Source organism: Ornithinicoccus halotolerans (genome assembly GCF_009602535.1).
Lineage (GTDB): Bacteria > Actinomycetota > Actinomycetes > Actinomycetales > Dermatophilaceae > Ornithinicoccus > Ornithinicoccus halotolerans.
Map to the genome: position 1 here is coordinate 1 of NZ_WIQI01000039.1, position 23,958 is coordinate 23,958.

A 23,958-nucleotide genomic window follows, 5' to 3' on the forward strand; every position below is an offset into this window, starting at 1 on the left:
GAGACCGGGGTGCGCTCGACCAGCGCCCGGGAGGTGACCATCTCGCTCACGTAGAGGGAGGTGGCCCCGCCGGCGCCGCCGGCGGCCAGTCCCTCGGCGCCGTAGTGCCGGCACAGCCGCCGGAACGCCCGGTTGGTGATGCCGGCCATCGGCGCCAGCACCACCGGCGAGTCGATGGTGTGGTCGCCGATGCGTAGCGGCGGCAGCACCGGCGTCGGGGCGGGACCGGACGCGGCGCGGGGCAGGGTGGTGGCGCTCATGACGGGCCCGATTCTCCCAGACCCGGCCGGGTGCTCAGGTCGGCCGCCCGAGCAGCTCCTCGAACGGGGTGAAGCTGCCCTCGGCCTCGGCGGCCTCCGCCTCGGCCAGCGGGTCGGCGTGGCGCGCCCGCCCGCCTCCTCGCTGCGGCTCCGTCTGCTGCTGGTCGGTGCCGCTGACGCCGGGCGCTCCGGTGGCCGGGGCAGTCAGCTGCACCAGCTCCTCCGCGGCCCGGCGCACCCGGGCCTCCAGACCGCTCCCGCCGCCGGCGCCGAAGTCCGACGTCGCCGCGAACACGCCGGTGGGCACCACCATCGCGCCCAAATGGGTCAGCACCGGGCGCAGCGCGTGGTCGATGACCAGCGAGTGCCGCTCGGTGCCGGCGGTCGCGCCGGGGAGCACCGGGGTGCCGGCCAGCACCCCCGGCTCCAGCACGTCGAGGAAGGACTTGAACAGCCCGCTGACCGAGGCGCTGAAGACCGGGGTGACGGCGATGACGGCGTCGGCCTCGGCGACCGCGGCGTTGGCGCGCTCCAGCGCCGGCGACCGCATCCCGCCTCCGAGCATCGCCCGCATGACGTCGGTGCCCAGCTCGCGCACCTCCAGCACCGTGGTCTCCGGCTGCTCCCCCCGGGTCCGCAGCTGGTCCTCGACGGCAGCGGTGAGCCGGTCGGCGAGCATCCGGGTCGAGGACGGCGAGCTCAGGCCCGCGGTGAGGACGACCAGCCGGGTCATGCCCGCTCCGGGGCAGCACCGGCCTGCTGCCGGGCGCGCGGGCTGGTGCGGGCGTGCGGGTGGTCCTCGCCGGCAGCGACCAGGTCGGCGTGGCTCGGCGGGTCCGAGGGCACGTGGGCCGGCCGTCGCGCCTCGAACTCCGTGCGCAGCACCGGCACGACCTCCTCGCCGAGGATGTCCATCTGTTCCAGCACGGTCTTCAGCGGCAGGCCGGCGTGGTCGATGAGGAACAGCTGGCGCTGGTAGTCACCCACCGCGTCGGCGAAGGTGAGGGTGCGCTCGATGACCTGCTGCGGGCTGCCCACGGTCAGCGGGGTGTCGCGGCTGAACTCCTCCAGCGAGGGCCCGTGCCCGTAGACCGGTGCGACGTCGAAGTAGGGGCGGAACTCCCGGACCGCGTCCTGGCTGTTCTTGCGCATGAACACCTGCCCGCCCAGGCCGACGACGGCCTGGTCGGCCCGGCCGTGGCCGTAGTGCTCGAACCGGCGGCGGTAGAGGTTCACCATCCGCGAGGTGTGGTCCATGGTCCAGAAGATGTTGTTGTGGAAGAACCCGTCGCCGTAGTAGGCCGCCTGCTCGGCGATCTCCGGGCTGCGGATGGAGCCGTGCCAGACGAACGGGGGCACGCCGTCCAGCGGCCGCGGCGTGGCGGTGAAGCCCTGCAGCGGGGTGCGGAAGCGCCCCTCCCAGGTGACCACGTCCTCGCGCCACAGCCGGCGCAGCAGGTGGTAGTTCTCGACCGCCAGCGCGATGCCGTTGCGGATGTCCTGACCGAACCAGGGGTAGACCGGGCCGGTGTTGCCCCGACCCATCATCAGGTCCACCCGGCCGCCGGCCAGGTGCTGCAGCATCGAGTAGTCCTCGGCGATCTTCACCGGGTCGTTGGTGGTGATGAGCGTGGTGGAGGTGGAGAGGGTGAGCCGCTCGGTCTGGGCGGCGATGTACCCCAGCATCGTCGTCGGTGAGCTGGCCACGAACGGGGGGTTGTGGTGCTCCCCCGTGGCGAACACGTCGAGCCCGACCTCCTCGGCCTTGCGGGCGATCTGCACCATCGCCTGCACCCGCTCACCCTCGGTCGGGGTCCGACCGGTCGTCGGGTCGGGCGTGACGTCGCTGACGCTGAACACACCGAACTGCATGGCTCCACCTTCCCACGGGCCGCCCCGCGGTGCCGGTGGCGACCCCGAGGCTCGTTGCGGTTTCAACCAGCCAACGCGGTGGCGGCCGGCTGCATTCCGCAGCCCAGCACGGCAGCCGCCCCGCCCGCACGGACGGGGCGGCGGTGCGGCCGGGGGTCAGTCCCCGGCGATGAGGAACCGCCACTCGCCGGACTCGGTGATGCCGACCCGCCAGCCCATGTAGCTGCCGGCCTGCTGCATCTGGTCGAGCAGCGCGGGCTCGTGGAGCCCGGCCTCGCGCACGTCCTGCCAGTCCTCCTCGGAGGCGTCGGCATGGAAGGCCGCCGGCCACACGTAGTAGCGCTCCTCCCCGGCGTCGTCGACCGCCCACTCGGTGTCGGTCAGCAGCACCACCATGGACAGGTAGCGCGGGTCCTCCTGCGGGATCGCCAGCGCCTCCGCGGCCGGCGTGCTGCCGAAGGACAGCGAGGTGCCGTCCTGCTCCGCTCGCTCGATAAGGGCCTGCTCGTCGCACCGCATGGCGTCACGCACCAGGGCGGTGACGGTGTCGGCGACCTCCGCGGGCAGCCCCGTCGTGTCCATCGGTCCGGGGGTGTAGGCCCCGGTGGAGCACTCCGCGAGCGGCTCGCCCCAGTCCTGCGGCTGGTCCTGGCCCGGCTCCTCGTGGCCCTCACCCGCGTCCTGGGAGGGCTCGGGAGCGGGGGGCGCCGCGGTCTGCTCGTCCTGGCCCGGGTCCTCCTCCTGGTCCAGGTCCTCCTCGGTGGTCGGCGCGGGGACGGTGACGGTGGGGTTCGCCGGACCGGTGTCGGTGGCCTCGGGCAGCAGCCCGCCGCCGACGGCCAGCACCCCGGCGGCAACCGCCGCCACCAGTCCCATCCCGGTGGCGCCGCCCAGCAGCACCCGGCGGGTACGGCGGCGCCGGCCCGCCCGCCACAGCGAGCCGGGGTCGGTGCCCCCGGCGGCGCCCTCGCCCTGGCGAAGCCACGCGCGCAGGGCTTGCTCGAAGTCCTGGGAGCTCATCGGGCCTCCCCCTTTCCGGTGCTGAGTCCCTCCAGCTCGGGCACGATCCGGCGCAGCGTCTGCATCGCGGCGCTGGCCTGGCTCTTGACCGTGCCGGGGCTGATCCCGAGCAGCTCGGCGATGCCGTGCTCGGACATGTCCTCGTAGTAGCGCAGCACGATGACGGCCCGCTGTCGCTCGGGCAGCTGCGCGAGCGCCTGCCGGACGGCCGCGCCCGCCTCCCAGTCGGCGACCGGGTCCTGCCGCCCCTCGTGGCGGCGGTCCCCGGCCGGCGCCGGGTCCTCGGCCAGCCGCTCGCGGCGCTGCCGCCGCCACCGGGAGACCCAGTCCCGGTAGAGCGTGCGGCGCACGTACGCGTACTCCGCGCCCCGCGTCACCGCACCCCACCGGTCGGCGAGCTTGATGAGGGCCTCCTGCACCAGGTCCTGGGCCAGGTGCACGTCACCGGTCATCAGCGAGGCGCTGTGCACCAGCGCCGCACGGCGGGCGTGGACGAACGCCACGAACTGCGCCTCGTCGTCGGCTGCCGCACCCGGGGGCTGGGACCGGACCACCTGCTCACCTCGCTCTCGTCGCGCTCTGCCACTGTGACGCGCGGGACACCCCAGCAGGTTCGTCCCTACCGCGCTGCGGTTGTCACCCGCACCTACCGGGTGGCCACCGCCGCTACCCGGGGGCGAGCCCGTGCCGGGCCGCCCGCAGCACCGCGGCGGTCAGCGCATCCAGCAGCGGGGAGTCCAGCGCCCAGTGCTGCCAGTAGCTGGTCACGTCCTGGTACCGGTCGGCGAGCGGCACCAGCCGGCCGCTGGCCAGGTCCGCGCGGATCCAGGCCTCGGGCAGCATCCCCCACCCGATCCCCAGCCGCACCGCCTCGTCGAACTCGTGGCTGGAGGGGATGTAGGAGGTCGGCGGCGCCAGCCGTTGCCGGGTGAGCCGGCGCAGCATCTCCTCCTGCTGGGTGTCCTTGCGGTCGTAGCTGATCATCGGCGCCCGCGCCAGCTCCGCCGGCCGCGGCCCCTCCGGCAGCCACCGGGCGAGGAACGCCGGGGTGGCGACCGGCAGGTAGCGCAGCACCCCGAGCCGGACCACCCGGCAGCCCTGCACCGGGCGCGGGTCGGAGGTGACCGCGGCCATCACCTGTCCCTGCCGGAGCAGCTCGGTGCTGTGGCCCTCGTCCTCCCGGAGCAGCTCGAAGGTGACCCGGTGGCTGCGCTGCACCTCTGCCAGGGCGGGCAGCAGCCACGCGGCCAGGGTGTCGGCGTTGACCACGACCGGGATCTCGGCGTGCGGAAGGTCCGCGTCGGCCAGCCGGGCCCGGGCCTCCCCAGGCCCCTCCCCCGCCGCGGCGCCGCCCTGCCCGGTGAGCGCGGCCAGCGCCTCCTGCTCCAGCAGATCGGTCTGCCGGGCCAGCCGGAGCAGCACCTGCCCGGCCGGCGTGGCCTCGACCGGCTTGGTCCGCAGCACCAGCACCCGCCCCACCTGGCGCTCCAGCCCCCGGACCCGCTGGCTGACCGCCGAGGGCGTCACCCGCAGCGCCTGAGCGGCCCCGTCGAAGGTCCCCGCCCGGATGACCGCCGCCAGCGTCCGGAGCGCGACCGGGTCGAGGTCCACGGATCTCGTCATGAAGCAATGCTAATGATCCTGAAGAATCTTTCGCTTCACTGTTGCGGCGTGGCTGTCTACCGTAGTGCCGTGCAGCAGCTGACTCTGATGGTCGCCGGGATCCTCACCGGCTGGGCGCTGATCGCGGCGATCGGTGCCCAGAACGCCTACGTCCTGCGGCAGGGGCTGCGCCGGGAGCACGTGCTGCCGGTGATCGCCGTCTGCATCGTCAGCGACGTGGTCCTCATCGGGGCCGCGGTCGGCGGTGTGGGGCTGGCGCTGCAGCGCTGGCCGGGCCTGCTCCCGGTGGCGACCTGGGCCGGGGGGCTGTTCGTGATCGGGTACGGCATCACCGCCGCCTGGCGGGCCTGGCGGGGCGGCGCCGGCCTGCGCGCCGCCGGGGGTGAGAGCGGATCCGCCCGGCGGGCGGTGCTCACGGTGGCGGCGCTGACCTGGCTCAACCCCCACCTGTACGTCGACATCATGATGCTGGGCACGGTGGCCAACGGGCACGGCCCCGAGGGGCGCTGGTGGTTCTACGCCGGGCTGGTGGCCGCCAGCACCAGCTGGTTCGTCGGTCTCGGCTACGGCGCCGGCCGGCTGGGCCGGCTCTTCCGGCGCCCGTCGGCCTGGCGTGCCCTGGACGCCGGGATCGCCGCCTCCATGATGGGGCTGGGCACCGCGCTGCTGCTGCACGCGTGAGGGCCCGCGCGCGGCCGCTCTCTCCTCAGCAGCCGACGAGGCGCTCGGCCAGGTAGGCCTCCACCTTGTCCAGCGCGATGCGCTCCTGGGCCATCGAGTCCCGCTCCCGCACCGTCACCGCGTGGTCCTCGAGGGTGTCGAAGTCGACGGTGACGCAGTAGGGGGTGCCGACCTCGTCCTGGCGGCGGTAGCGGCGCCCGATCGCCCCGGCGTCGTCGAAGTCGACCATCCAGTGCCGGCGCAGCGCGGCGGCCAGGTCACGGGCCTTGGGGGTGAGGTCGGCGTTGCGCGACAGCGGCAGCACGGCGACCTTGGTGGGCGCCAGCCGCGGGTCGAGCCGGAGCACGGTGCGCTTGTCCACGCCGCCCTTGGTGTTGGGTGCCTCGTCCTCGGTGTAGGCGTCCACGAGGAAGGTCATCAGCGAGCGTGACAGCCCGGCCGCCGGCTCGATGACGTAGGGGACGTACCGCTCCCCCGTGGCCTGGTCGAAGTAGGACAGGTCCTGCCCGGAGTGGCGGCCGTGGGTGCTCAGGTCGAAGTCGGTGCGGTTGGCGATGCCCTCCAGCTCGCCCCACTCGGTGCCGGCGAAGCCGAACCGGTACTCGATGTCGACGGTGCGGTCGGAGTAGTGCGAGAGCTTGTCGGCCGGGTGCTCGTAGTGGCGCAGGTTGCCGGGGTCGATGCCCAGGTCGGTGTACCAGCGGGTGCGCTCGTCGATCCAGTACTGGTGCCACTCGGCCGCCGTCGCCGGCTCGACGAAGAACTCCATCTCCATCTGCTCGAACTCGCGGGTGCGGAAGATGAAGTTGCCCGGGGTGATCTCGTTGCGGAAGCTCTTGCCGGTCTGGGCGATGCCGAACGGTGGCTTCTTGCGCGAGGCGGTCATCACGTTGGCGAAGTTGACGAAGATCCCCTGGGCGGTCTCCGGCCGCAGGTAGTGCAGGCCGGACTCGTCCTCGACCGGGCCCAGGTAGGTCTTGAGCATCATGTTGAACTCGCGCGGCTCGGTCCAGGCGCCCTTGGTGCCGCAGTTGGGGCAGTTGATCTCCGTCAGCGGCACCGCGTCGGGGTCGACCTGCCTGCCCTTGCGGCCCTGCTTCTCGGCGTAGTCCTCCTGCAGGTGGTCGGCGCGGAACCGCTTGTGGCAGGACTGGCACTCGGTGAGCGGGTCGGAGAACTCGCCGACGTGCCCGGAGGCGACCCAGGTCTGCCGCGGCAGGATCACCGAGGAGTCCAGTCCCACGATGTCGTCACGGGTCTGCACCATGGCCCGCCACCACTGCTTCTTGATGTTGTCCTTCAGCGCCACCCCGAGCGGTCCGTAGTCCCAGGCCGAGCGGGTCCCCCCGTAGATTTCCCCGCAGGGGAAGACGAACCCGCGACGCTTGCAGAGCGAGACGACCGTGTCGACGGTGGAGGTGGCTGCCATGGCGGCCAGTGTAGGTGGCCGCGGCGGCCGACAGCGCGCCGGGGACGGTGGCCAGCCGCTCGCCGACCAGGATCACCGAGTCCTCACCGAGCGCGTCACCGGCGGCGGCCAGCGGCTCGGTTCCGGCGGTGGGCTCGGTCGGGCCCGCTGCGCCCTCGCTGCGGCCGTAGCGCTGCACCAGCGCCCGCAGCACCTCCGCCTCGGTGCCGGGAGCAGCCGGCAGCAGCGTGCCGCCGGCCTTGGCCAGGCCGCGGCTGGCGAACGGGGCCACGGCGTAGACGGCGGTCTTGTTCTTCCGGTTCGCCTTGCGCAGCCGGAGGAACACGATCGGGCTCTCCTCCTCCGGCTCCAGGCCCACCAGCAGCACCGAGGCGGCTCGCTCCAGCCGCTCGTAGGTGACGTCGGTGCGGCCGGCGACGCAGGCGGCGAGGAAGTCGGCCTCCTCGGCCGAGTGCGGCCGGGCGCGGAAGTCGATGTCGTTGCTGCCCAGCGCGGTGCGGGCCAGCTTGCTGTAGGCGTAGGCGTCCTCGACGCTGACGCGCCCACCGACGAGCACGCCGGCGCCGCCGTCGGTGCGGGCGGCCGCCAGCCCGGCCGCGGCCGCGCCGATCGCCTCGCCCCAGGGGGCGACCCGGTACTGGCCGTCCTCGCCGCGGACGACCGGGTCACGCAGCCGGTCCGGCTGGGTCGCGTACGTGAAGGCCCAGCGGCCCTTGTCGCAGTTCCACTCCTCGTTGACCGCCGGGTCCTCCAGCGCCATCCGACGCAGCACCACGCCCCGCCGGCTGTCGGTCCGGATGGCGCAGCCGGAGGCGCAGTGCTCGCAGACGCTCTCGGTGGAGACCAGGTCGAAGGGGCGGGACCGGAACCGGTAGGCGGCGCCGGTCAGCGCCCCGACCGGGCAGATCTGGACGGTGTTGCCGGAGAAGTAGGACTCGAAGGGCTCCTCCTCGTAGATGCCGACCTGCTGCAGCGCGCCCCGCTCGATGAGCGCGATGAACGGGTCACCGGCGATCTGGTCCGAGAACCGGGTGCACCGCGCGCACAGCACGCAGCGCTCCCGGTCCAGCAGCACCTGGGAGGAGATGTTGATCGGCTTCGGGAAGGTGCGCTTGACGTCCTCGAACCGGGAGGTCGGCCGGCCGTTGGACAGCGCCTGGTTCTGCAGCGGGCACTCGCCACCCTTGTCGCAGACCGGGCAGTCCAGCGGGTGGTTGATGAGCAGGAACTCCATCTGCCCCTGCTGTGCCTTGTCGGCGACCGGCGAGCTGTGCTGGGTCTTGACCTCCATGCCCTCGGTCACGGTCATGGTGCAGGAGGCCTGCGGCTTCGGCATCGGCCGCACGTTGCCCTCGCGGTCGGGCATGGCGACCTCCACCATGCACTGCCGGCAGGCACCCACCGGGTCCAGCAGCGGGTGGTCGCAGAACCGGGGGATCTGCACCCCGATCCGCTCGGCGGCGCGGATCACCAGGGTGCCCTCCGGCACGCTCACCGGCACGCCGTCGATGGTGGCGTTGACGTGCTTGACGTCCGGCTCGGCGGGGACCTGGGCGTCGCCCCCCTCGGAGACGGCGTTGCCCCCGGCAGCGGGAGAGGTGTTGACGGTCATGCGGGGAGGGTCTCCTTCGCGAACAGCGTCGAGCGCTCCGGCGGGAACAGCTCAGCGGCCGGGGTGTGCATCCCGGCCTCGAACTCTTCCCGGAAGTACTTCACCGCGGAGGTGATCGGACTGGTGGCACCGTCGCCCAGGGCGCAGAACGACCGGCCCAGGATGTTGTCGCAGATGTCGACGAGCTTGTCGATGTCGTCCTGGCTGCCACGGCCGTGCTCGATCCGGTCCAGGATCTGCTTGAGCCAGAACGTCCCCTCGCGGCAGGGCGTGCACTTGCCGCAGGACTCGTGGGCGTAGAAGTCGGTCCAGCGCGCCACCGCCCGCACCACCGAGGTGGTCTCGTCGAAGATCATCAGCGCGCGGGTGCCCAGCATCGAGCCAGCGCTGGCCACGGACTCGAAGTCGAGCGGGACGTCCAGGTGCTCGTCGGTGAAGATGGGGGTGGACGAGCCGCCCGGGGTCCAGAACTTCAGCTTGCGCCCGTTCCGCATGCCGCCGGCCATGTCCAGCAGCTCGCGCAGCGTGATGCCCAGCGGCGCCTCGTACTGGCCCGGCCGGGTGACGTGCCCGGAGAGGCTGAACAGGCCGAAGCCCTGCGACTTCTCGGTGCCCATCCCGGTGAACCAGTCCACACCGTGCAGCACGATCGGCGGGACGCTGGCGATGGTCTCCACGTTGTTGAGCACCGTCGGCCGCGCGTAGAGGCCGGCGACGGCCGGGAACGGCGGCTTCAGCCGGGGCTGGCCGCGGCGCCCCTCCAGCGAGTCCAGCAGCGCGGTCTCCTCGCCGCAGATGTAGGCGCCGGCGCCGGCGTGGACGGTGATGTCCAGGTTGAACCCGCTGCCCAGGATGTCCTGGCCCAGGTAGCCCGCGGCGTAGGCCTCCTGCACCGCGCGCATCAGCCGCCGGTAGACGTGCACGACCTCACCGCGGACGTAGATGAAGGCGTGGTTGCTGCCGATGGCGTAGGCGGTGATGATCATGCCCTCGATGAGGAAGTGGGGGGCGGCCATCATCAGCGGGATGTCCTTGCAGGTGCCCGGCTCGGACTCGTCGGCGTTGACCACCAGGTAGCGGGGCCCGCCGTCGGGCGGGGGCAGGAAGCCCATCTTCATGCCCGCCGGGAAGCCGGCGCCGCCGCGGCCGCGCAGCCCGGAGTCCTTGGTGCCCTGCACCAGCTCCTCCGGCGGCGTCCGCAGCGCCTTGCGCAGCGCCTGGTACCCCTCGTTGTCCTCGTAGGTGCCCAGGGTCCAGGACTGCGGGTGGTCCCAGAACTTGGTCAGGATCGGGGTCAGCTGGGTGCTCACTCCTGCCCCTCCTTCCCGCCGTCGGCGTCGGTGCCTGCGATGGTGTCCCGGCCGCTCGTCCCGGTCTCGGGCTCGCCGCCACCGGACTCCGGCCGCTCGCCGGGGGCGTTGGCGGGGGTGTCGGCCGAGCTCTGCTGCTCGCCGGCCTCGGGCTCGACGTCGGACCGGGTGTCGTCCGGCTCGTCGTCGGCGGCCTCCTGCGGGGAGGGGGCGCGCCAGCCCTGCTCCTGGGCGATGCGCAGTCCCTCCAGCGACGGCCCGCCGGCACCGGGTCCCTCGTCCGCGAGGCCGTCGTCGAACCCGGCCAGGACGCGCGAGATGTGCCGGAAGTCGCACACCCGGCTCGGGCCCCGGGAGGGGGTCACCGTCTCGCCGCGGCGGAGCCGGTCGACCAGCTCCTTGGTGGTCTCGGGGGTCTGGTTGTCGAAGAACTCCCAGTTGACCATCACGACCGGTGCGTAGTCGCAGGCGGCGTTGCACTCGACCCGCTCCAGGGTGACCTTGCCGTCGGGGGTGGTCTCGTCGTGGCCGACGCCGAGGTGGTCGCTGACCTCCTCGTAGATCTGGTCGCCGCCCATGATCGCGCACAGTGTGTTGGTGCAGACGCCGACCGTGTAGTCGCCGTTGGGGTGGCGCTTGTACTGGGTGTAGAAGGTGGCCACCCCCGACACCTCCGCGGCGCTGAGGTCCAGCTGCTCGGCGCAGAACCGCACGCCCCGGCCGGTGACGTAGCCGTCCACGCTCTGCACCAGGTGCAGCAGCGGCAGCAGCGCCGAGCGCGGCTGCGGGTAGCGGCTGATCACCTCGGCGGCGTCCCGCCGCAGCTGCTCCAGCACCTGCGGCGAGTAGTCCTGCTCGCTGGCGTGCAGCGGCTCCTTGTGGTGGATCGGGTCGTGGGGCAGGTTGCCCTGCCGGGCCTCGACGTGGGCCTCGCTCACCGGTCCACACCTCCCATCACGGGGTCGATGGAGGCGACCGCGACGATGACGTCGGCGACCAGGCCGCCCTCGCTCATCACCGACATCGCCTGCAGGTTGTTGAAGGAGGGGTCCCGGACGTGCACCCGGTAGGGGCGGGTGCCGCCGTCGGAGACGACGTGGCACCCCAGCTCGCCCTTCGGCGACTCGATCGCCGCGTAGGCCTGCCCCGGTGGGACCCGGAAGCCCTCGGTCACCAGCTTGAAGTGGTGGATGAGGGCCTCCATGGACTCGCCCATGATCCGGCGGATGTGCTCCAGGGAGTTGCCCTGGCCGTCGGGGCCGACGTTCATCTGCGCCGGCCAGGCGATCTTCTTGTCGGCGACCATGACCGGCTCCCCCGCCGAGTCGCGCAGCCGGGCGATCGCCTGCTCGGCGATCCGCAGCGACTCCCACATCTCGTCGATGCGGATGCACAGCCGGCCGTAGGCGTCGGTGCTGTCGCGGGTGACCACGTCGAAGTCGTAGGTCTCGTAGCCGCAGTAGGGGTCGGCCTTACGCAGGTCGTGTGGCAGCCCGGTCGAGCGCAGGATGGGGCCGGTGATGCCGAGGGCCATGCACCCGGCCAGGTCCAGGTGCCCCACGTCCTGGGTGCGGCCGATCAGCAGCGGGTTCTTCAGCAGCAGCTTCTCCAGCTCGGAGATCCCCCGCTTGAGCAGGCCCAGCTCGGCCTCCAGGGCGTCCAGCGCCTCCGCGGGCACGTCCTGGTTGACCCCGCCGGGCCGGACGTAGGCGTGGTTCATCCGCAGCCCGGTGACGGCCTCGAAGAACCGCAGGATCCGCTCCCGCTCCCGGAAGCAGATGGTCATTACGGTGGTCGCGCCGAGCTCCATCCCGCCGGTGCCCAGCGCGATGAGGTGGGAGCCGACCCGGTTCAGCTCCATCATCAGCACCCGGATGTCGTTGGCGCGGGTGGTGACCTGGTCGGTGATGCCGAGCAGCTTCTCGACGCCGAGGCAGTAGGCCGTCTCGTTGAAGATCGGCATCAGGTAGTCCATCCGGGTGCAGAACGTGGTGCCCTGCACCCAGGTGCGGTACTCCATGTTCTTCTCGATGCCGGTGTGGAGGTAGCCGATGCCGGCGCGCGCCTCGCGGACCAGCTCCCCGTCCAGCTCCAGGATCAGTCGCAGCACGCCGTGGGTGGAGGGGTGCTGCGGTCCCATGTTGACCACGATGCGTTCCTCGCCGAGCGCGGCCGCGTCGGCCACGACCTGGTCCCAGTCGCCGCCGGCGGCGGTGAAGACGGCACCCTCGACGGCGTCGCCCTCGCCGTAGAGGTCGTGATCGGTGCGGGTCGACATCAGTTGTAGCTCCTGCGCTCGTCGGGCGCCGGGATGGTCGCGCCCTTGTACTCCACGGGGATCCCGCCCAGCGGGTAGTCCTTGCGCTGCGGGTGGCCGGGCCAGTCGTCCGGCATCAGGATGCGGGTGAGTGCGGGGTGGTCGTCGAAGATGATCCCGAACATGTCCCAGGTCTCCCGCTCGTGCCAGTCGTTGCCCGGGTAGGTGCCCACGATCGAGGGGATGTGCGGGTCCTCCTCCGGACAGGTCACCTCGATGCGCACCCGGCGGGGGCTGTGCGTGATCGACTGGAAGTGGTAGACGGCGTGCAGCTCGGCGCCGGCGTGGTCGGGGAAGTGCACGCCCGAGACGCCGGTGCACATCTCGAACCGCAGCGCCGCGTCGTCGCGCAGCGCGCGCGCGACCGTCGGCAGGTGCTCCCGGCGCACGTGGAGGGTCAGCTCGCCGCGGTCCACGACGACACTGGCGACGGCCGCCTCGAAGACCTCTCCGGTCGCCTCCGCCAGCGCGTCCACGACCGCGTCGAAGTAGCCGCCGTAGGGGCGGGGGGACGTGCCGGGGAACAGGATCGGCTGGCGCAGCCCGCCGTAGCCGGAGGTGTCGTTGCCGGAGGAGGTGCCGAACATGCCGCGGCGCTCCCCCACCCGGCGGGGCTCGGTGTCGAACCGGGCGGCACCGGTGTCCGGGAGCGCGGCCTCAGCGCTCACCGAGGCCGCCCCGGTCTCCTGCGCGTGGGTGGTGTCCACCTTCTGCTCGTCGGTGCGCGCGGGCTGGTGCTCCTGGTCCCGAGTGTCCTTCTCGTCGGCCATCAGGCGAGCAGTCCCTTCATCTGGTGCGTCGGGGTCGCCTCCAGCGCGGCCGCCTCGGCGGCGCGGGCGGCCTCGACCCGGTCGACCCCGAACTTGGAGTTGCGGATCGACTCGTGCAGCGACAGCACGGAGTTGATGAGCATCTCCGGCCGCGGCGGACAGCCCGGCAGGTAGATGTCCACGGGGACGATGTGGTCCACGCCCTGCACGATGGCGTAGTTGTTGAACATGCCGCCGGAGCTGGCGCACACCCCCATCGAGAGCACCCACTTGGGGTTGGCCATCTGGTCGTAGACCTGGCGCACGACCGGGGCCATCTTCTGGCTCACCCGGCCGGCGACGATCATCAGGTCCGCCTGCCGGGGGGTGGCGGCGAACCGCTCCATCCCGAACCGGGCGATGTCGTAGTCGGGCGTGCCCACCGCCATCATCTCGATGGCGCAGCAGGCCAGCCCGAACGTGGCCGGCCACATCGACCGGGCCTGCATCTCCCCGACCAAGGTCTCCACCGAGGTCAGCGCGATGCCCCCCGGGATCTTGTCCTCAAGTCCCATGACTCACACCCAGCCTTCCGTGTTCCAGCCTGCTGTGGCCCAGCCGCGACCGCTCAGTCCCACTCCAGGCCTCCCCGGCTCCACTCGTAGACGAACGGGACAGACACCACCACGAGGAAGAGGATCATCGCCACGACGGAGAACAGCCCGACCTGGTCGAACGCGACCGCGAACGGGTAGAGGAAGAGCACCTCGACGTCGAAGACGATGAACAGCATCGCGGTCAGGTAGTACTTGACCGGGATCTTGCCGCCGCCGTGGGCCTGCGGGGTGGGCTGGATGCCGCACTCGTAGGGCTCGGCCTTGGCCCGGTTGTAGGTGCGCCGACCGACGAGGACCCCGCCCAGTAGCGACACGGCGGCGAAGCCGATGCCGAGGGCGAAGAACATCAGCACGGGCAGGTACGGGTGGTACTCGGTCATCGCCCTCGCTCCTTTCGGTGCAGTCCCGGGCGCGCGAGCGGAGCGAGCCCACACGTGCCGGGCACGGCTCGGCGCAGTGCAATCCTAAGGGTGGTGGGGCTGCTCATGCCGCCGGGGTCATCCTGGAGAGGGCGGTGATGACCCGGTCGTCGAGCCGCCCGCCGTGCGGCTCGGCGAGGTTGGCCATGGTCTTGAGCAGCATCTTCATCAGGGTGGTGCGGGGCAGGCCGTACCGGGTCGCCAGCCGCATCACCTCGGGGTGGCCGATGAGGCGGGCGAAGTGGCGGCCGAGGGTGTAGTAGCCGCCGAGCGCGTCCTTCATCACCCGCGGGTAGGAGGCCAGCACCCGCTCCCGCTCGGCGGGCGTGCGCCGGGCCAGCGCCGAGGCGATGACCTCGGCGCCGAGCCGGCCGGACTCCATCGCGTAGGCGATGCCCTCGCCGTTGAACGGGTTCACCATGCCGCCGGCGTCGCCGACCAGCACCAGGCCGCGGTCGTAGTGCGGCTGCCGGTTGAACCCCATCGGCAGCGCGGCGCCACGGATCGGGCCCACCTGGGTGTCGTCGCCGTAGGTCCACTCCTCCGGCATGGTCGCCACCCAGCGGCGCATCACGTCCTTGTAGTCGACCTTGCCGAACGCGGCCGAGGTGTTGAGGATCCCCAGCCCGACGTTGGAGGTGCCGTCGCCGACGCCGAACACCCACCCGTAGCCGGGCAGCAGCACCCGCTGGCCGGTCTCGGGCGACTCGCTCCACAGCTCCAGCCAGGACTCCAGGTAGTCGTCGTCGTGGCGGGGGGAGGTGTAGTAGGTGCGGACCGCCACCCCCATCGGGCGGTCGTCACGCTTGGGCCGCTCCATCGCCAGCGACAGCCGGGAGGAGTTGCCGTCGGCGGCCACCACGACGGGCGCGCCGAAGGTGCGCACCTCCCCGGTCGGCCGGTCGTCCTGGCCCACCAGCTTGGCGCGCACCCCGACGATGTGGCCGCGGTCGTCCAGGACCGGGCCGGCGACGTTGGTGCGCTGGTGCAGCCGGGCGCCCCGGGCGGCGGCGTGCCGGGCCAGGATGTCGTCGAAGTCCTGCCGGGTGCGGACCAGGCCGTACGGCGGGAAGGCGGCGGTGTCGGGCCAGTCCAGCTGCAGCCGCATCCCACCACCGATGATCCGCAGCCCGTGGTTGCGGATCCAGCCGTCCTCGGCCGGCGTCGGGACACCGAGCGAGATCAGCTCCTTGACCGCCCGCGGGGTGAGCCCGTCGCCGCAGACCTTCTCGCGCGGGAACGCGGTCTTCTCCAGCAGCAGCACGTCCAGGCCGTGCCCCGCCAGGTAGGCCGCGGTGGTCGAGCCCCCCGGACCGGCGCCCACCACGATGACGTCAGCGGTCTCGTCGAACCGCGGCCGCGGTTGGTCGCGGCCGGGCGCGGGGCGCTCCGCCTCCGTCGCGGCTGCGTGCTGGGTCACGGTCCCTCGCTTGTGAAGACTTTCACGAACTCAACCGGGCCAGTCTAGGAGCCGCCCCCGGCCACAGTCACTGAGGTAGTCCTAACCAGGCGGCGGGCCCGGGTGGCAGGCGGGTGTCCGGCGGCGTTGGGCAGGTTGCGGGGTGTCCGGCCGGCGTCAGGCGGCAGGGACCGCGACCGCGTGGTGCAGCGCCACCACCCCTCCGGTGAGGTTGCGCCAGCGCACCTGGCCCCACCCGGCGGCACGGACCGTGCGGGCCAGCTGCTCCTGGTCCGGCCAGGCCTGGATCGACTCGGCGAGGTAGAGGTAGGACTCCGGGTTGCTGCTCACCCGCCGTGCCACCGCCGGCAGCGCCCGCATGAGGTACTCGCGGTAGAGGGTCCGGAACGGTCCCCACGTCGGGGTGCTGAACTCGCAGAGCACCAGCCGCCCTCCGGGCCGGGTGACCCGGTGGAACTCCGCGAGCGCCGCCGCCGGGTCGGCCACGTTACGCAGCCCGAACGACATCGTCACCGCGTCGAAGCTGCCGTCGGCGAACGGCAGCGCGAGCGCGTCGGCGGCGGTGAAGGCCAGCCCCGGGCGCCGCCGCCGCCCCTCCCGCAGCATGCCGAGCGAGAAGTCGGCCGGGACCACGGTGGCTCCGGCCGCGGCGAACGGCTCGCTGCTGGTCCCGGTGCCGGCCGCGATGTCGAGCACCCGCTCCCCCGGCCGCGGCGCGACCGCGTCGGTGACCGCGCGCCGCCACCGGCGGTCCAGCCCGGCCGAGAGCACGTCGTTGGTGACGTCGTAGCGGCGGGCCACGTCGTCGAACATCGCGGCGACCTGGCGCGGCTGCTTGTCGAGGCTGGCCCGGATCATGGCCCCATCCTCGCACCGGCTGCCGGGGCGGGCGGAGGAGCGGCCTACAGTGGCCCCTCGTGACCGTGACCGCTCCGCGCCTGCTCGCGCGCACCGTCGAGGTCGAGCCCGGAGACGACCGTCCCGACCGGGCTGACCTGCTCGGCTGGCTGCCGCAGGGCGTCGATCCGCGGTCGGTCCTGTGCTGGCTGCGCGAGGGCGAGGGCCTGCTCGGCTGGGGCCGCGCCGCCGTCTGCCCGGCCCGCGGCCCCGCCCGGTTCGCCGAGGCCGAGCGGTGGTGGCAGGCGGTGGTGGCCCGCGCCGACGTGCGCGACGAGGTGCGGCTGCCGGGGACCGGGCTGGTCGGCTTCGGCTCGTTCGCGTTCGCCGCCGACTCCAGGGACGGTGGCGGGCTGGTCGTGCCTGAGGTCCTGGTGGGCCGGCGAGGTGGCCGGACCTGGGTCACCACCGTCGCCGAGGGCCGGGAGCCAGCCGCACCACCGCCCGCCCCCGCACCCGGCGGGGGCGGCACCGAGGACGGGCCACCGGGCACGGCCGTCAGCGTGGCGGACGGCGCGGTCGCCGCGTCCGGCTGGCCCCGCGTGGTCGCCGCCGCGATCCGCCGCATCGAGGCCGGGGAGGTCGGCAAGGTCGTGCTGGCCCGCGACGTGCTGGCCACCTCCCGGACGCCGCTGCGGGTGGACCGGCTGCTGCGGCGGCTGGCGGGCCGCTACCGGGCCACCTGGACGTTCGCCGTGGACGGGCTGGTGGGCGCCACCCCGGAGATGCTGGTCCGGTTGCAGCACGGGCAGGTCCGGTCCCGGGTGCTGGCCGGCACCGTCCGGCGCGACCACGACCCGGCGCCGTCGGTCACCGAGACCCACCCGGACCTGGAGAACCCGCACCGGCAGGACCCGCGGCTGCACCTGGTCTCCAGCGACAAGGACCTCGGCGAGCACGCGTACGCCGTGCGCTCGGTCGCCGAGGCGCTGCAGCCGCACTGCACCACGCTGGACGTACCGGCCGAGCCGTTCGTGCTGGAGCTGCCGGACGTGTACCACCTGGCCAGCGACCTGACCGGGGAGCTGCGCGACGGGGCCACCTCGCTCGTCCTCGCGGCGGCGCTGCACCCCTCGGCGGCGGTGTGCGGCACCCCGTCCGAGGCGGCGGGCCGGGTGATCACCGAGCTGGAGGGCATGGACCGGGGGCGCTACGCCGGGCCCGTCGGCTGGGTGGACGCCGCGGGCGACGGTGACTGGGGCATCGCGCTGCGGTGCGGCCAGCTGCTGGCTGACCGGCACCGGATGCGGCTGTTCGCCGGCGGCGGGATCGTCGCCGCGTCCGACCCCGACGCCGAGCTGACCGAGACCACGATGAAGCTGGCCGCGATGCGGCACGCCCTCGGGGTGGCCGGCCCCGCGGCGTCGTGACCGGACCACCCGGGCCGGCAGCCGGCCCCGGCGCCGGAGAGCTGCGGCTGCGACGACCCACTCTCGCCGACGAGTCGGCCTGCCGGGCCGCCCACGCCGAGCTGGCCGCCGACGGGTTCGACTTCCTGTTCTCCCCCGAGCTGCCCTGGCCGGCCCAGCTGGCCGAGCTCGCCCGGGAGGCCGCCGGGACCGACCTGCCGCGCGGCCGGGTGCCGGCGGACTACCTGCTCGCCGACGTGTCCGGCGAGGTGGTGGGCCGGGTCTCGGTCCGGCACGCCCTGACGCCGGCGCTGCTGGAGCTTGGGGGCCACGTCGGCTACGCGGTGCGGCCGGCCTGGCGGCGGCGCGGCTACGGGCGGGCGATCCTCGCGCTGGCACTGCGGCGGTGTGCCGCGCTGGGGCTGGCGGAGGTGCTGGTCACCTGCGATGAGGACAACCTGGCCTCGGCGCGGGTGATCGAGGCCTGCGGTGGAGTGCTGGAGGACGTCCGCCCGCAGCCGGGCGGCGCGCCCGGCAAGCGGCGCTACTGGGTCTCCAGCTGAGCCGGCCGGGGGGCGGCCACCGCCGGCCCCGGCCGCAGGGACCGGCTCAGCAGCGCCATGAGCACCAGGAAGGCGACGACCGTCCACAGCGCCCTGGCCAGCCCGAACTGCTCGGCGAGCAGGCCGATGAGCGGGGCGCCGAACAGGAACGCCCCGTAGGCGATCGTGGCCACGGTGCCGATGGCCCGGCTGCCGCGGCCGGGCACCTCGGCGGCCGCGGACATGCAGGCCGGGAAGGTCGCGGCGATGCCCAGCCCCCACAGCAGCCCGCCGGCGAGGGCCAGCGGCACGGGCAGCTCCGGAGCCACGGTGAGCAGCAGGATCCCGGCCACCGTCAGCAGCGCCCCGGCGCGCACCACCGCGATCCGGCCCCACCGTTCGATGGCCCGGCCGCCGGCCAGCCGGCCCAGGAACATGGTTAGCCCGAACGCGGTGAACGTCGCCGCCCCGACCGCCTCCGGCGCCCGGTGCACGTCCACCAGCAGCAGCGCCAGCCAGTCACCGGCGGCGCCCTCCGCCAGCGCAGCCCCGAGGGCCACCAGGCCGATGACCAGCTCGACGGGCGTGACGCCGCGGCCCGGTCCCCGACCGGTCCCGGGGCCCTCCGCGCCCGGCGCCGCGGCCTGGGCGGGTGGGTCCGGCTCGCCCTCGGGCGGCGGCGTCACGCCCAGGAACGGGCGGACGCCGAGCTGCCCGGCCACCAGCGCCAGCAGCGCCAGCACCGGGATCTGCCCGGTGCCGACGCCGACCCAGGCGGCGACGCCGGCCAGCGCGGCGCCCAGGACCGTGCCGGCGGAGAAGGCGGCGTGGAAGTACGGCATCCAGGTGCGCCCGCGGCGCCGCTCGACCTCGGCGGCCTCGATGTTCATCGCGACGTCCCAGATGCCGACCGCCGCGCCGGCCAGCAGCAGCTGCAGGCCGAGTGCCCACACGGTGGGCGCCAGGCCGACCGAGCCCCAGCCCAGGCAGCCCAGGGCCAGCGCCACGGTGACCACCCGGCGGGTCCCCCACCGGTCCACGAGGCGGGCGGTGAACGGCATCGCCAGCACCGCCCCGAGCCCGCCGCCCACGAGTGCCAGGCCGAGCTCGGCCTGGCTGGCGCCCACCTGGTCGCGCACGGCCGGCACCCGCGCCAGCGTCTGCCCCATGACGAAGCCGCTCACGGCGAACACCACCAGGACGGCGCGGGGGGAGCCGGCCGCGGCGGCACGGCCGCGGGCGGTCGGTCGGGAGGTCACGGGCGGGCACCCCTTCGGGGAGCGGGAGGGAGCAGCAGCGGGGAGGGCGGGGGCGACGCCGGTGTCGGAAACCCCCTGGCCGATCCCCGGCACGGCTGGGAGGATCGACCCCCGTGAGCGTATCCGACGACAGCACCCCCGCCGCTGCCCCGACGCGGGAGATGACCGACCTCAGCACGGCCGACGCCGAGCGGATCCGCCGGCACGAGGACCTGGTCTGGTTCGAGACCCACCCGGGCCTGACGGCCGAGGACCACGTCGAGACCCTGGACTGGTCCCGCACCCGCGCCGCGCTGTTCACCGACGAGGAGCGTGCCGGCCGGCTCGGTGACCCCGAGGAGTACCAGCCGCTGGCCGGCCTCTACAGCGCCTGGCTGATGGGCGTGACCGTGCCCGGGCCGCTGGGCGGCCTCACCCACCTGCCGATGGACGGCCTGACCTGGGTCGGCGTGCACCCCGACCTGCGCCGCCGCGGTGTGCTGCGCGCCATGATGACCGACCACCTGCACCGGGTGAAGGAGCGGGGGGAGGCGGCCGTCGCCGGGCTGCACGCCTCCGAGCCGGCCATCTACGGGCGCTACGGCTACGGTTCGGCGACGCTGCAGGTGCAGGCGACGCTGGGCCGTGGCGCCGAGCTCACCGCCCCGCCGGAGGTGGCGGAGGCGGCCCGGCGGGTGCGCCTGCACCTGGCCACGCTCGACACCCCGGCCGGCCGCGCGGCCGTGCACGCCGCCCACAGCTGGACCGCGGCCCGCACGCTGGGTGCGGTGGCCCGCGGGGAGGACGTGGTGGCGACCTGGTTCCACGACTTCCCCACGGTCCGCGGGCGCAAGGAGCCGCTGCGGGTGCTGCTGGCGCAGGTGGACGACCAGCTCACCGGCTACGCGGTGCTGCGGCGGGAGAGCAAGTGGTCCGACGTCGGCGTGCCGGAGGGCACCGTGCAGGTGCACGAGCTGGCCGCCGAGGACCCCGGCACGCTGCTGGCGCTGGGCCGGCGGCTGGTCGACTTCGACCTGACCGCGAAGGTGACGCTGTGGGACCGCAGCCTGGACGACCCGCTGCTGTGGTGGGCCGGTGGGCACCGGTCGACGCAGACGCGGGTCGGGGACTCGCTGTGGCTGCGGCTGGTGGACCTGCCCAGGGCGCTCACCGAGCGCGGGTACGCCACCGGCTGCGACGTCGTGCTGGAGGTCAGCGACGCGGTGTGCCCGTGGAACGCCGGCCGGTGGCGGCTCACCGCGGGCGCGGACGGCACCGGCCGCTGCGAGCCCACCGACGCCGACGCGGACGTGCGGCTGGACGTGAACGTCCTCGGCGCCGCCTACGCCGGTGACCGCCCGGTCGCGGCGCAGGCCGCCGCCGGCTGGGTCACCGAGCTGCGTGCGGGCGCGGTGCGGGAGCTGTCCCGGGCACTGCGGGCCGACACCGGCCCCTACTCGGCGATCGGCTTCTGACGCAGCTGCGCGCGCAGTGCCCGGTGCCGGCCGCGGTCGACCCGCACCTCGGCGACCCTGATCCCGGGCAGCGGCGCGCGCACCTCGCGCGCCAGCTGCTCCGGGTCGGTGACCAGGGTGTGCGGCACGCCGTGGGCGGCGCACAGGGCGGCCAGGTCGGTGCCGGTGGGCGTGGCGAAGACCCGCTCGAAGCTGGCTGCCCGCTGCGGCTCGCCGTGCTCCAGGGTGGCGAAGATGCCGCCCCCGTCGTCGTTGACCACGACCAGCAGCAGCCGTGGTCGCGGCTCCTCCGGGCCGATCGCCAGGCCGTTGGCGTCGTGGAGGAAGGTCAGGTCGCCCAGCAGTGCGACGGTCCGGCGGGACCGGCGGGTCAGCGCTACCCCGACGGCCGTGGAGACGGTGCCGTCGATGCCGGCCAGGCCCCGGTTGGCCAGCACCGTCGGGCCGTGCCGGGCACCGGCGGCGTAGTCCAGGTCGCGGGCGGCGTTGGAGGAGCCGACGACCAGCACGTCATCGGGCCCCAGCGCCCCGTGGACGGACGCGGCGACCGCCGGCCCGGCGGGCCACTGCGAGGCGAGCAGCTGGGGGACCTCCGCGGCCAGCCGGCGGCCCGCGGCGACCCAGTCCCGGCCCCAGCGGGCCACCTCGGCCGGTTGCGGCGGGAGCCCGCCCTCGGCGAGCTGGGCGGTGGCCGCCCGGACCACGCCCCACGGGTGCACCCGGGTGCTGGTGTGCCCCGGGTCGGGCCACCGCGGCGAGGCGGTGACCGTCTCCACGCGCACCCGCGGGTCCCGCAGCAGCCGGGCCACCGCCCGGCTGAGCGTGGGCCGGCCGATCACGACGACCCGCTCCGGGCGGTGCGCCGGGTCGGCGGCCAGGGCGCCACGCTCCAGCAGCAGCGGGCCGTGGGGCAGCACCGAGGTGCGGTCGCCGTCCCCGAACGGCTCGGCCAGCACCGGCCAGTGCGCCCGCAGCGCCAGCGCCAGCGCCTGCTGGCTGTGCGCCGGCGTGGGCAGGTGCCCCAGGACCGCCAGCGTGCGGGCGCCCGGGTCCAGCAGCGCGTGCACCTCGTCCGGGCCGGCGGCCAACGGCGCCGCTGCCGGCAGCGCCGGTGGCAGCGCCGTCCAGGGCTCCCGGTCGGGCCGGCCCGGGTAGCAGTCCGGGTCGGGACCGGGGGTGGCGCGCGAGCCGCTACCCGGGTCGCCGTCGTTGTCGTTGTCGTCGTCGTGGCCGCTCCGTTCCGGCTCCGGCACCAGCGGGTCCCGCAGTCCCAGGTTGAGGTGCACCGCACCGGGGTCCCCGCCGAGCACGCCGGTCGCGGCCGCGTAGGACCGGTCGGCGACGGTGCGCCACAGCGGCTCGTCCCGGGACGGCTCGAGCACAGCGGGAGAAGCCAGCGACCGGTGCCAGCGCACGGCCGGACCGAACAGCCCCGGCTGGGCAGTGGTCTGGTTCGCGCCGGCCTCCAGCAGCTCCTCGGGCCGGTCCGCGGTCAGCACCAGCAGCGGGACCAGGCCGTGGTGGGCCTCCAGCACCGCCGGGTGTAGGTGGGCCGTCGCGGTCCCCGAGGTGGTCACCACGGCCGCGGGCCGACCCGTGGACAGCGCCAGTCCCAGCGCGAGGAAGCCCGCGGTACGCTCGTCGACACGCACGTGCAGCCGCAGCCGGCCCGCCCGGTCGGCCGCGTGCGCGGCGTAGGCCAGCGGCGCCGACCGCGAGCCGGGGGCCAGCACGACCTCCCGCACGCCGCACCGCTCCAGCTCGTCGAGCAGGACGGTGGCCAGGGCGCTCGCGGGGGTCACCGGCCGATCCTCGCACGGGGACGCCGGCCCGGGCCCGGCCGCGACGCGGCGCTGCCACGCCTTCCTGAACGCCGCGTGGGTGCGCACTGGGCACCGGACGCAGGAACAGCCCGTACCGTAGTCCGAGGCAAGGGCGCACCGACGCCCCGCCGACCCCAGACCCCGAGCAGTACCCCTTCCCCTGTCCCCATCCGAGGAGGACCCATGACCCCCACCAGGCAGCACCGCCGCACCGCGTGGCTGGCCGCGCTGGCCCTGTCCGCCACCGCCGTGCTCGCTGCCTGCGGCTCCGGCGACTCCGGCGACACCGGTGACACCGACGAGGCCGCAACCAGCGAGCCCGCCGGGGCACAGGCCACCGAGCAGCCCGGCGGCGACCAGCAGGCGCAACCGCCCGAGGCCGACGTCTCCGACGTGCCCGACGTGGTCGCCGAGGTCAACGGTGAGGAGATCACCAAGGACCAGTTCGTGCAGACCTACCAGGCGCAGTTCCAGCAGGCCGCGATGACCGCCCAGGCCAGCGGCGAGGAGGTCGACCAGCAGCAGCTCAAGCAGCAGACGGCCGACCGGCTCGTCGACAACGAGCTGCTGGTGCAGGAGGCCGAGAGCGGCGACTACGACGCCGGCGCCAAGCAGGTCGACCAGACCCTCGACGAGCTCGCCGCCTCCAACGGGATGGGCTCGGCGGACCAGCTGCTCACCGCGCTGAAGGAGCAGCAGGGCATGTCCGAGGAGCAGGTCCGTGAGGAGGTCCGCAAGCAGGTCCTCGTCGAGGCCCTCATCGCCGACCGCGGCAACGTGGAGAAGCCCACCGAGGAAGAGCTGAAGGCGATGTACGACAAGATCGCCGAGCAGCAGGGCGGCGACGGCGGCCAGGGCGGCAGCGAGGGCGGCCTGCCGCCGTTCAAGGACGTCAAGCCGCAGCTGGAGCAGCAGGTGCAGGCCGAGAAGGAGAACGAGGCGGTGCAGGCACTGGTGGCCGAGCTGCGCCAGGAGGCCGACATCACCGTGCACCTGTGAGGTCGCGGCTACGGTAGGTCGGGTGGCCGATCCCGACCAGCCTGACCTGCCCGACCAGCCCGCGACGCCGGTGGCGCGCCCCGGCCAGCCGGCTGCTCGGGCCTCGGCGCGGTCGCTGGCCGATGAGCTGCGCCGCCGCGAGGACGAGGAGCTGGCTGCGCTGTTGCGGGCCCGGCCCGACCTGGCTCGTCCGGTGCCCAGTGACGTCACCACGCTGGCGGCGCGGGCGACCACCCGGGCGAGCATCCAGCGGGCGCTGGAGGGGCTGGACCTGGCGCGGCTGCAGACGCTCGAGGCGGTGGTGGT

At 74.1% G+C, this 23,958-nt stretch carries 22 protein-coding genes and 2 pseudogenes; 6 read left to right on the forward strand and 18 right to left on the reverse strand.

Going from position 1 to position 23,958, the window contains the following annotated elements:
- The 6 genes from GFJ45_RS08660 to GFJ45_RS08685 form a co-directional block, all read right to left on the reverse strand.
- A partial coding sequence (locus GFJ45_RS08660; RefSeq protein ID WP_194288590.1) for a tRNA-dihydrouridine synthase occupies nucleotides 1–260 on the reverse strand: 260 nt, incomplete at its 3' end.
- 34 nt (nucleotides 261–294) lie between these two features.
- Complete coding sequence (locus tag GFJ45_RS08665; RefSeq protein WP_153396217.1) at nucleotides 295–993, reverse strand: CE1759 family FMN reductase; 699 nt, start codon at nucleotides 991–993, stop codon at nucleotides 295–297.
- Entirely contained in the window at nucleotides 990–2,132 is a 1,143-nt protein-coding gene (locus tag GFJ45_RS08670) for an LLM class flavin-dependent oxidoreductase (RefSeq protein WP_153396219.1), read from the reverse strand. Before GFJ45_RS08670 ends, GFJ45_RS08665 begins: the two co-directional genes overlap by 4 nt.
- Nucleotides 2,133–2,288: 156 nt before the next feature.
- On the reverse strand, nucleotides 2,289–3,152 hold the full coding sequence (locus GFJ45_RS08675) for a hypothetical protein (RefSeq protein ID WP_153396221.1): 864 nt from the start codon (nucleotides 3,150–3,152) through the stop codon (nucleotides 2,289–2,291).
- Nucleotides 3,149–3,706: a SigE family RNA polymerase sigma factor gene (locus GFJ45_RS08680; RefSeq protein ID WP_153396223.1), complete on the reverse strand. Its 558-nt coding sequence runs from the start codon at nucleotides 3,704–3,706 to the stop codon at nucleotides 3,149–3,151. The genes GFJ45_RS08675 and GFJ45_RS08680 overlap by 4 nt, the downstream gene beginning before the upstream one ends.
- 112 nt (nucleotides 3,707–3,818) lie before the next feature.
- Entirely contained in the window at nucleotides 3,819–4,775 is a 957-nt protein-coding gene (locus GFJ45_RS08685; RefSeq protein ID WP_153396225.1) for a LysR family transcriptional regulator ArgP, read from the reverse strand.
- 69 nt (nucleotides 4,776–4,844) lie between these two features.
- Here GFJ45_RS08685 and GFJ45_RS08690 point away from each other — a divergent pair, with 69 nt between their 5' ends.
- Entirely contained in the window at nucleotides 4,845–5,456 is a 612-nt protein-coding gene (locus GFJ45_RS08690) for a LysE/ArgO family amino acid transporter (protein WP_323368724.1), read from the forward strand.
- 25 nt (nucleotides 5,457–5,481) lie between these two features.
- Here GFJ45_RS08690 and GFJ45_RS08695 read toward each other — a convergent pair whose 3' ends face one another.
- The 10 genes and pseudogenes from GFJ45_RS08695 to GFJ45_RS08740 all read right to left on the reverse strand — a co-directional run bounded on the left by GFJ45_RS08695 (nucleotide 5,482) and on the right by GFJ45_RS08740 (nucleotide 16,187).
- Entirely contained in the window at nucleotides 5,482–6,885 is a 1,404-nt protein-coding gene (locus GFJ45_RS08695; RefSeq protein ID WP_153396227.1) for a glycine--tRNA ligase, read from the reverse strand.
- Nucleotides 6,839–8,497 (reverse strand): annotated as a pseudogene (locus GFJ45_RS08700) (NADH-quinone oxidoreductase subunit G); the annotation flags it as partial. The gene GFJ45_RS08695 and the pseudogene GFJ45_RS08700, both read right to left, overlap by 47 nt.
- Nucleotides 8,494–9,807 carry an NADH-quinone oxidoreductase subunit NuoF gene (gene nuoF, locus GFJ45_RS08705; RefSeq protein WP_153396231.1) on the reverse strand — a complete coding sequence of 438 codons (1,314 nt, stop codon included), beginning with the start codon at nucleotides 9,805–9,807 and terminating at the stop codon, nucleotides 8,494–8,496. The pseudogene GFJ45_RS08700 and the gene nuoF, both read right to left, overlap by 4 nt.
- Complete coding sequence (gene nuoE / locus GFJ45_RS08710) at nucleotides 9,804–10,709, reverse strand: NADH-quinone oxidoreductase subunit NuoE (RefSeq protein ID WP_153396256.1); 906 nt, start codon at nucleotides 10,707–10,709, stop codon at nucleotides 9,804–9,806. The genes nuoF and nuoE overlap by 4 nt, the downstream gene beginning before the upstream one ends.
- 32 nt (nucleotides 10,710–10,741) lie before the next feature.
- On the reverse strand, nucleotides 10,742–12,085 hold the full coding sequence (locus GFJ45_RS08715; protein WP_153396233.1) for an NADH-quinone oxidoreductase subunit D: 1,344 nt from the start codon (nucleotides 12,083–12,085) through the stop codon (nucleotides 10,742–10,744).
- A complete protein-coding gene (locus GFJ45_RS08720; RefSeq protein ID WP_153396235.1) occupies nucleotides 12,085–12,894 on the reverse strand; it encodes an NADH-quinone oxidoreductase subunit C in 810 nt (269 codons plus the stop codon). The genes GFJ45_RS08715 and GFJ45_RS08720 overlap by 1 nt, the downstream gene beginning before the upstream one ends.
- The gene (locus tag GFJ45_RS08725; protein ID WP_153396237.1) at nucleotides 12,894–13,448 is read right to left on the reverse strand and encodes a NuoB/complex I 20 kDa subunit family protein; all 555 of its coding nucleotides are present in this window, start codon (nucleotides 13,446–13,448) and stop codon (nucleotides 12,894–12,896) included. The genes GFJ45_RS08720 and GFJ45_RS08725 overlap by 1 nt, the downstream gene beginning before the upstream one ends.
- A 53-nt stretch (nucleotides 13,449–13,501) precedes the next feature.
- Complete coding sequence (locus GFJ45_RS08730) at nucleotides 13,502–13,870, reverse strand: NADH-quinone oxidoreductase subunit A (RefSeq protein ID WP_153396239.1); 369 nt, start codon at nucleotides 13,868–13,870, stop codon at nucleotides 13,502–13,504.
- A 103-nt stretch (nucleotides 13,871–13,973) separates the two neighbouring features.
- Nucleotides 13,974–15,239 (reverse strand): geranylgeranyl reductase family protein, encoded by a 1,266-nt coding sequence (locus GFJ45_RS08735; RefSeq protein ID WP_228386740.1) that lies wholly within the window; start codon nucleotides 15,237–15,239, stop codon nucleotides 13,974–13,976.
- A gap of 246 nt (nucleotides 15,240–15,485) precedes the next feature.
- A complete protein-coding gene (locus GFJ45_RS08740) occupies nucleotides 15,486–16,187 on the reverse strand; it encodes a demethylmenaquinone methyltransferase (protein WP_153396242.1) in 702 nt (233 codons plus the stop codon).
- A gap of 65 nt (nucleotides 16,188–16,252) precedes the next feature.
- Between GFJ45_RS08740 and GFJ45_RS08745 the strand changes: the two genes are divergently transcribed.
- Nucleotides 16,253–17,596, forward strand: coding sequence for an isochorismate synthase (locus tag GFJ45_RS08745; protein WP_228386734.1), 1,344 nt, complete (start codon nucleotides 16,253–16,255; stop codon nucleotides 17,594–17,596).
- Entirely contained in the window at nucleotides 17,593–18,138 is a 546-nt protein-coding gene (locus tag GFJ45_RS08750; RefSeq protein ID WP_228386736.1) for a GNAT family N-acetyltransferase, read from the forward strand. Before GFJ45_RS08745 ends, GFJ45_RS08750 begins: the two co-directional genes overlap by 4 nt.
- Here the strand turns inward: GFJ45_RS08750 and GFJ45_RS08755 are convergent.
- A complete protein-coding gene (locus GFJ45_RS08755; protein WP_153396246.1) occupies nucleotides 18,120–19,376 on the reverse strand; it encodes an MFS transporter in 1,257 nt (418 codons plus the stop codon). The two genes, GFJ45_RS08750 and GFJ45_RS08755, sit on opposite strands and share 19 nt — an antisense overlap.
- A gap of 113 nt (nucleotides 19,377–19,489) precedes the next feature.
- Between GFJ45_RS08755 and GFJ45_RS08760 the strand changes: the two genes are divergently transcribed.
- Entirely contained in the window at nucleotides 19,490–20,830 is a 1,341-nt protein-coding gene (locus GFJ45_RS08760) for a GNAT family N-acetyltransferase (RefSeq protein ID WP_153396248.1), read from the forward strand.
- Here GFJ45_RS08760 and menD read toward each other — a convergent pair.
- Entirely contained in the window at nucleotides 20,809–22,632 is a 1,824-nt protein-coding gene (gene menD, locus GFJ45_RS08765) for a 2-succinyl-5-enolpyruvyl-6-hydroxy-3-cyclohexene-1-carboxylic-acid synthase (RefSeq protein WP_153396250.1), read from the reverse strand. The genes GFJ45_RS08760 and menD overlap by 22 nt on opposite strands.
- A gap of 204 nt (nucleotides 22,633–22,836) precedes the next feature.
- Here menD and GFJ45_RS08770 point away from each other — a divergent pair, with 204 nt between their 5' ends.
- Both GFJ45_RS08770 and GFJ45_RS08775 read left to right on the forward strand, forming a co-directional pair.
- On the forward strand, nucleotides 22,837–23,652 hold the full coding sequence (locus tag GFJ45_RS08770) for a SurA N-terminal domain-containing protein (protein ID WP_153396252.1): 816 nt from the start codon (nucleotides 22,837–22,839) through the stop codon (nucleotides 23,650–23,652).
- Nucleotides 23,653–23,674: 22 nt separating this feature from the next.
- Nucleotides 23,675–23,958, forward strand: a pseudogene (locus GFJ45_RS08775) (helicase-associated domain-containing protein); the annotation flags it as partial.

Bases quoted from the DNA above. Each gene is read 5' to 3' on its own strand.
- GFJ45_RS08665 (WP_153396217.1), bottom strand. From the start codon at position 993: ATGACCCGGCTGGTCGTCCTCACCGCGGGCCTGAGCTCGCCGTCCTCG.
- GFJ45_RS08670 (WP_153396219.1), bottom strand. From the start codon at position 2,132: ATGCAGTTCGGTGTGTTCAGCGTCAGCGACGTCACGCCCGACCCGACG.
- GFJ45_RS08675 (WP_153396221.1), bottom strand. From the start codon at position 3,152: ATGAGCTCCCAGGACTTCGAGCAAGCCCTGCGCGCGTGGCTTCGCCAG.
- GFJ45_RS08685 (WP_153396225.1), bottom strand. From the start codon at position 4,775: ATGACGAGATCCGTGGACCTCGACCCGGTCGCGCTCCGGACGCTGGCG.
- GFJ45_RS08695 (WP_153396227.1), bottom strand. From the start codon at position 6,885: ATGGCAGCCACCTCCACCGTCGACACGGTCGTCTCGCTCTGCAAGCGT.
- GFJ45_RS08715 (WP_153396233.1), bottom strand. From the start codon at position 12,085: ATGTCGACCCGCACCGATCACGACCTCTACGGCGAGGGCGACGCCGTC.
- GFJ45_RS08720 (WP_153396235.1), bottom strand. From the start codon at position 12,894: ATGGCCGACGAGAAGGACACTCGGGACCAGGAGCACCAGCCCGCGCGC.
- GFJ45_RS08725 (WP_153396237.1), bottom strand. From the start codon at position 13,448: ATGGGACTTGAGGACAAGATCCCGGGGGGCATCGCGCTGACCTCGGTG.
- GFJ45_RS08730 (WP_153396239.1), bottom strand. From the start codon at position 13,870: ATGACCGAGTACCACCCGTACCTGCCCGTGCTGATGTTCTTCGCCCTC.
- GFJ45_RS08740 (WP_153396242.1), bottom strand. From the start codon at position 16,187: ATGATCCGGGCCAGCCTCGACAAGCAGCCGCGCCAGGTCGCCGCGATG.
- GFJ45_RS08770 (WP_153396252.1), top strand. From the start codon at position 22,837: ATGACCCCCACCAGGCAGCACCGCCGCACCGCGTGGCTGGCCGCGCTG.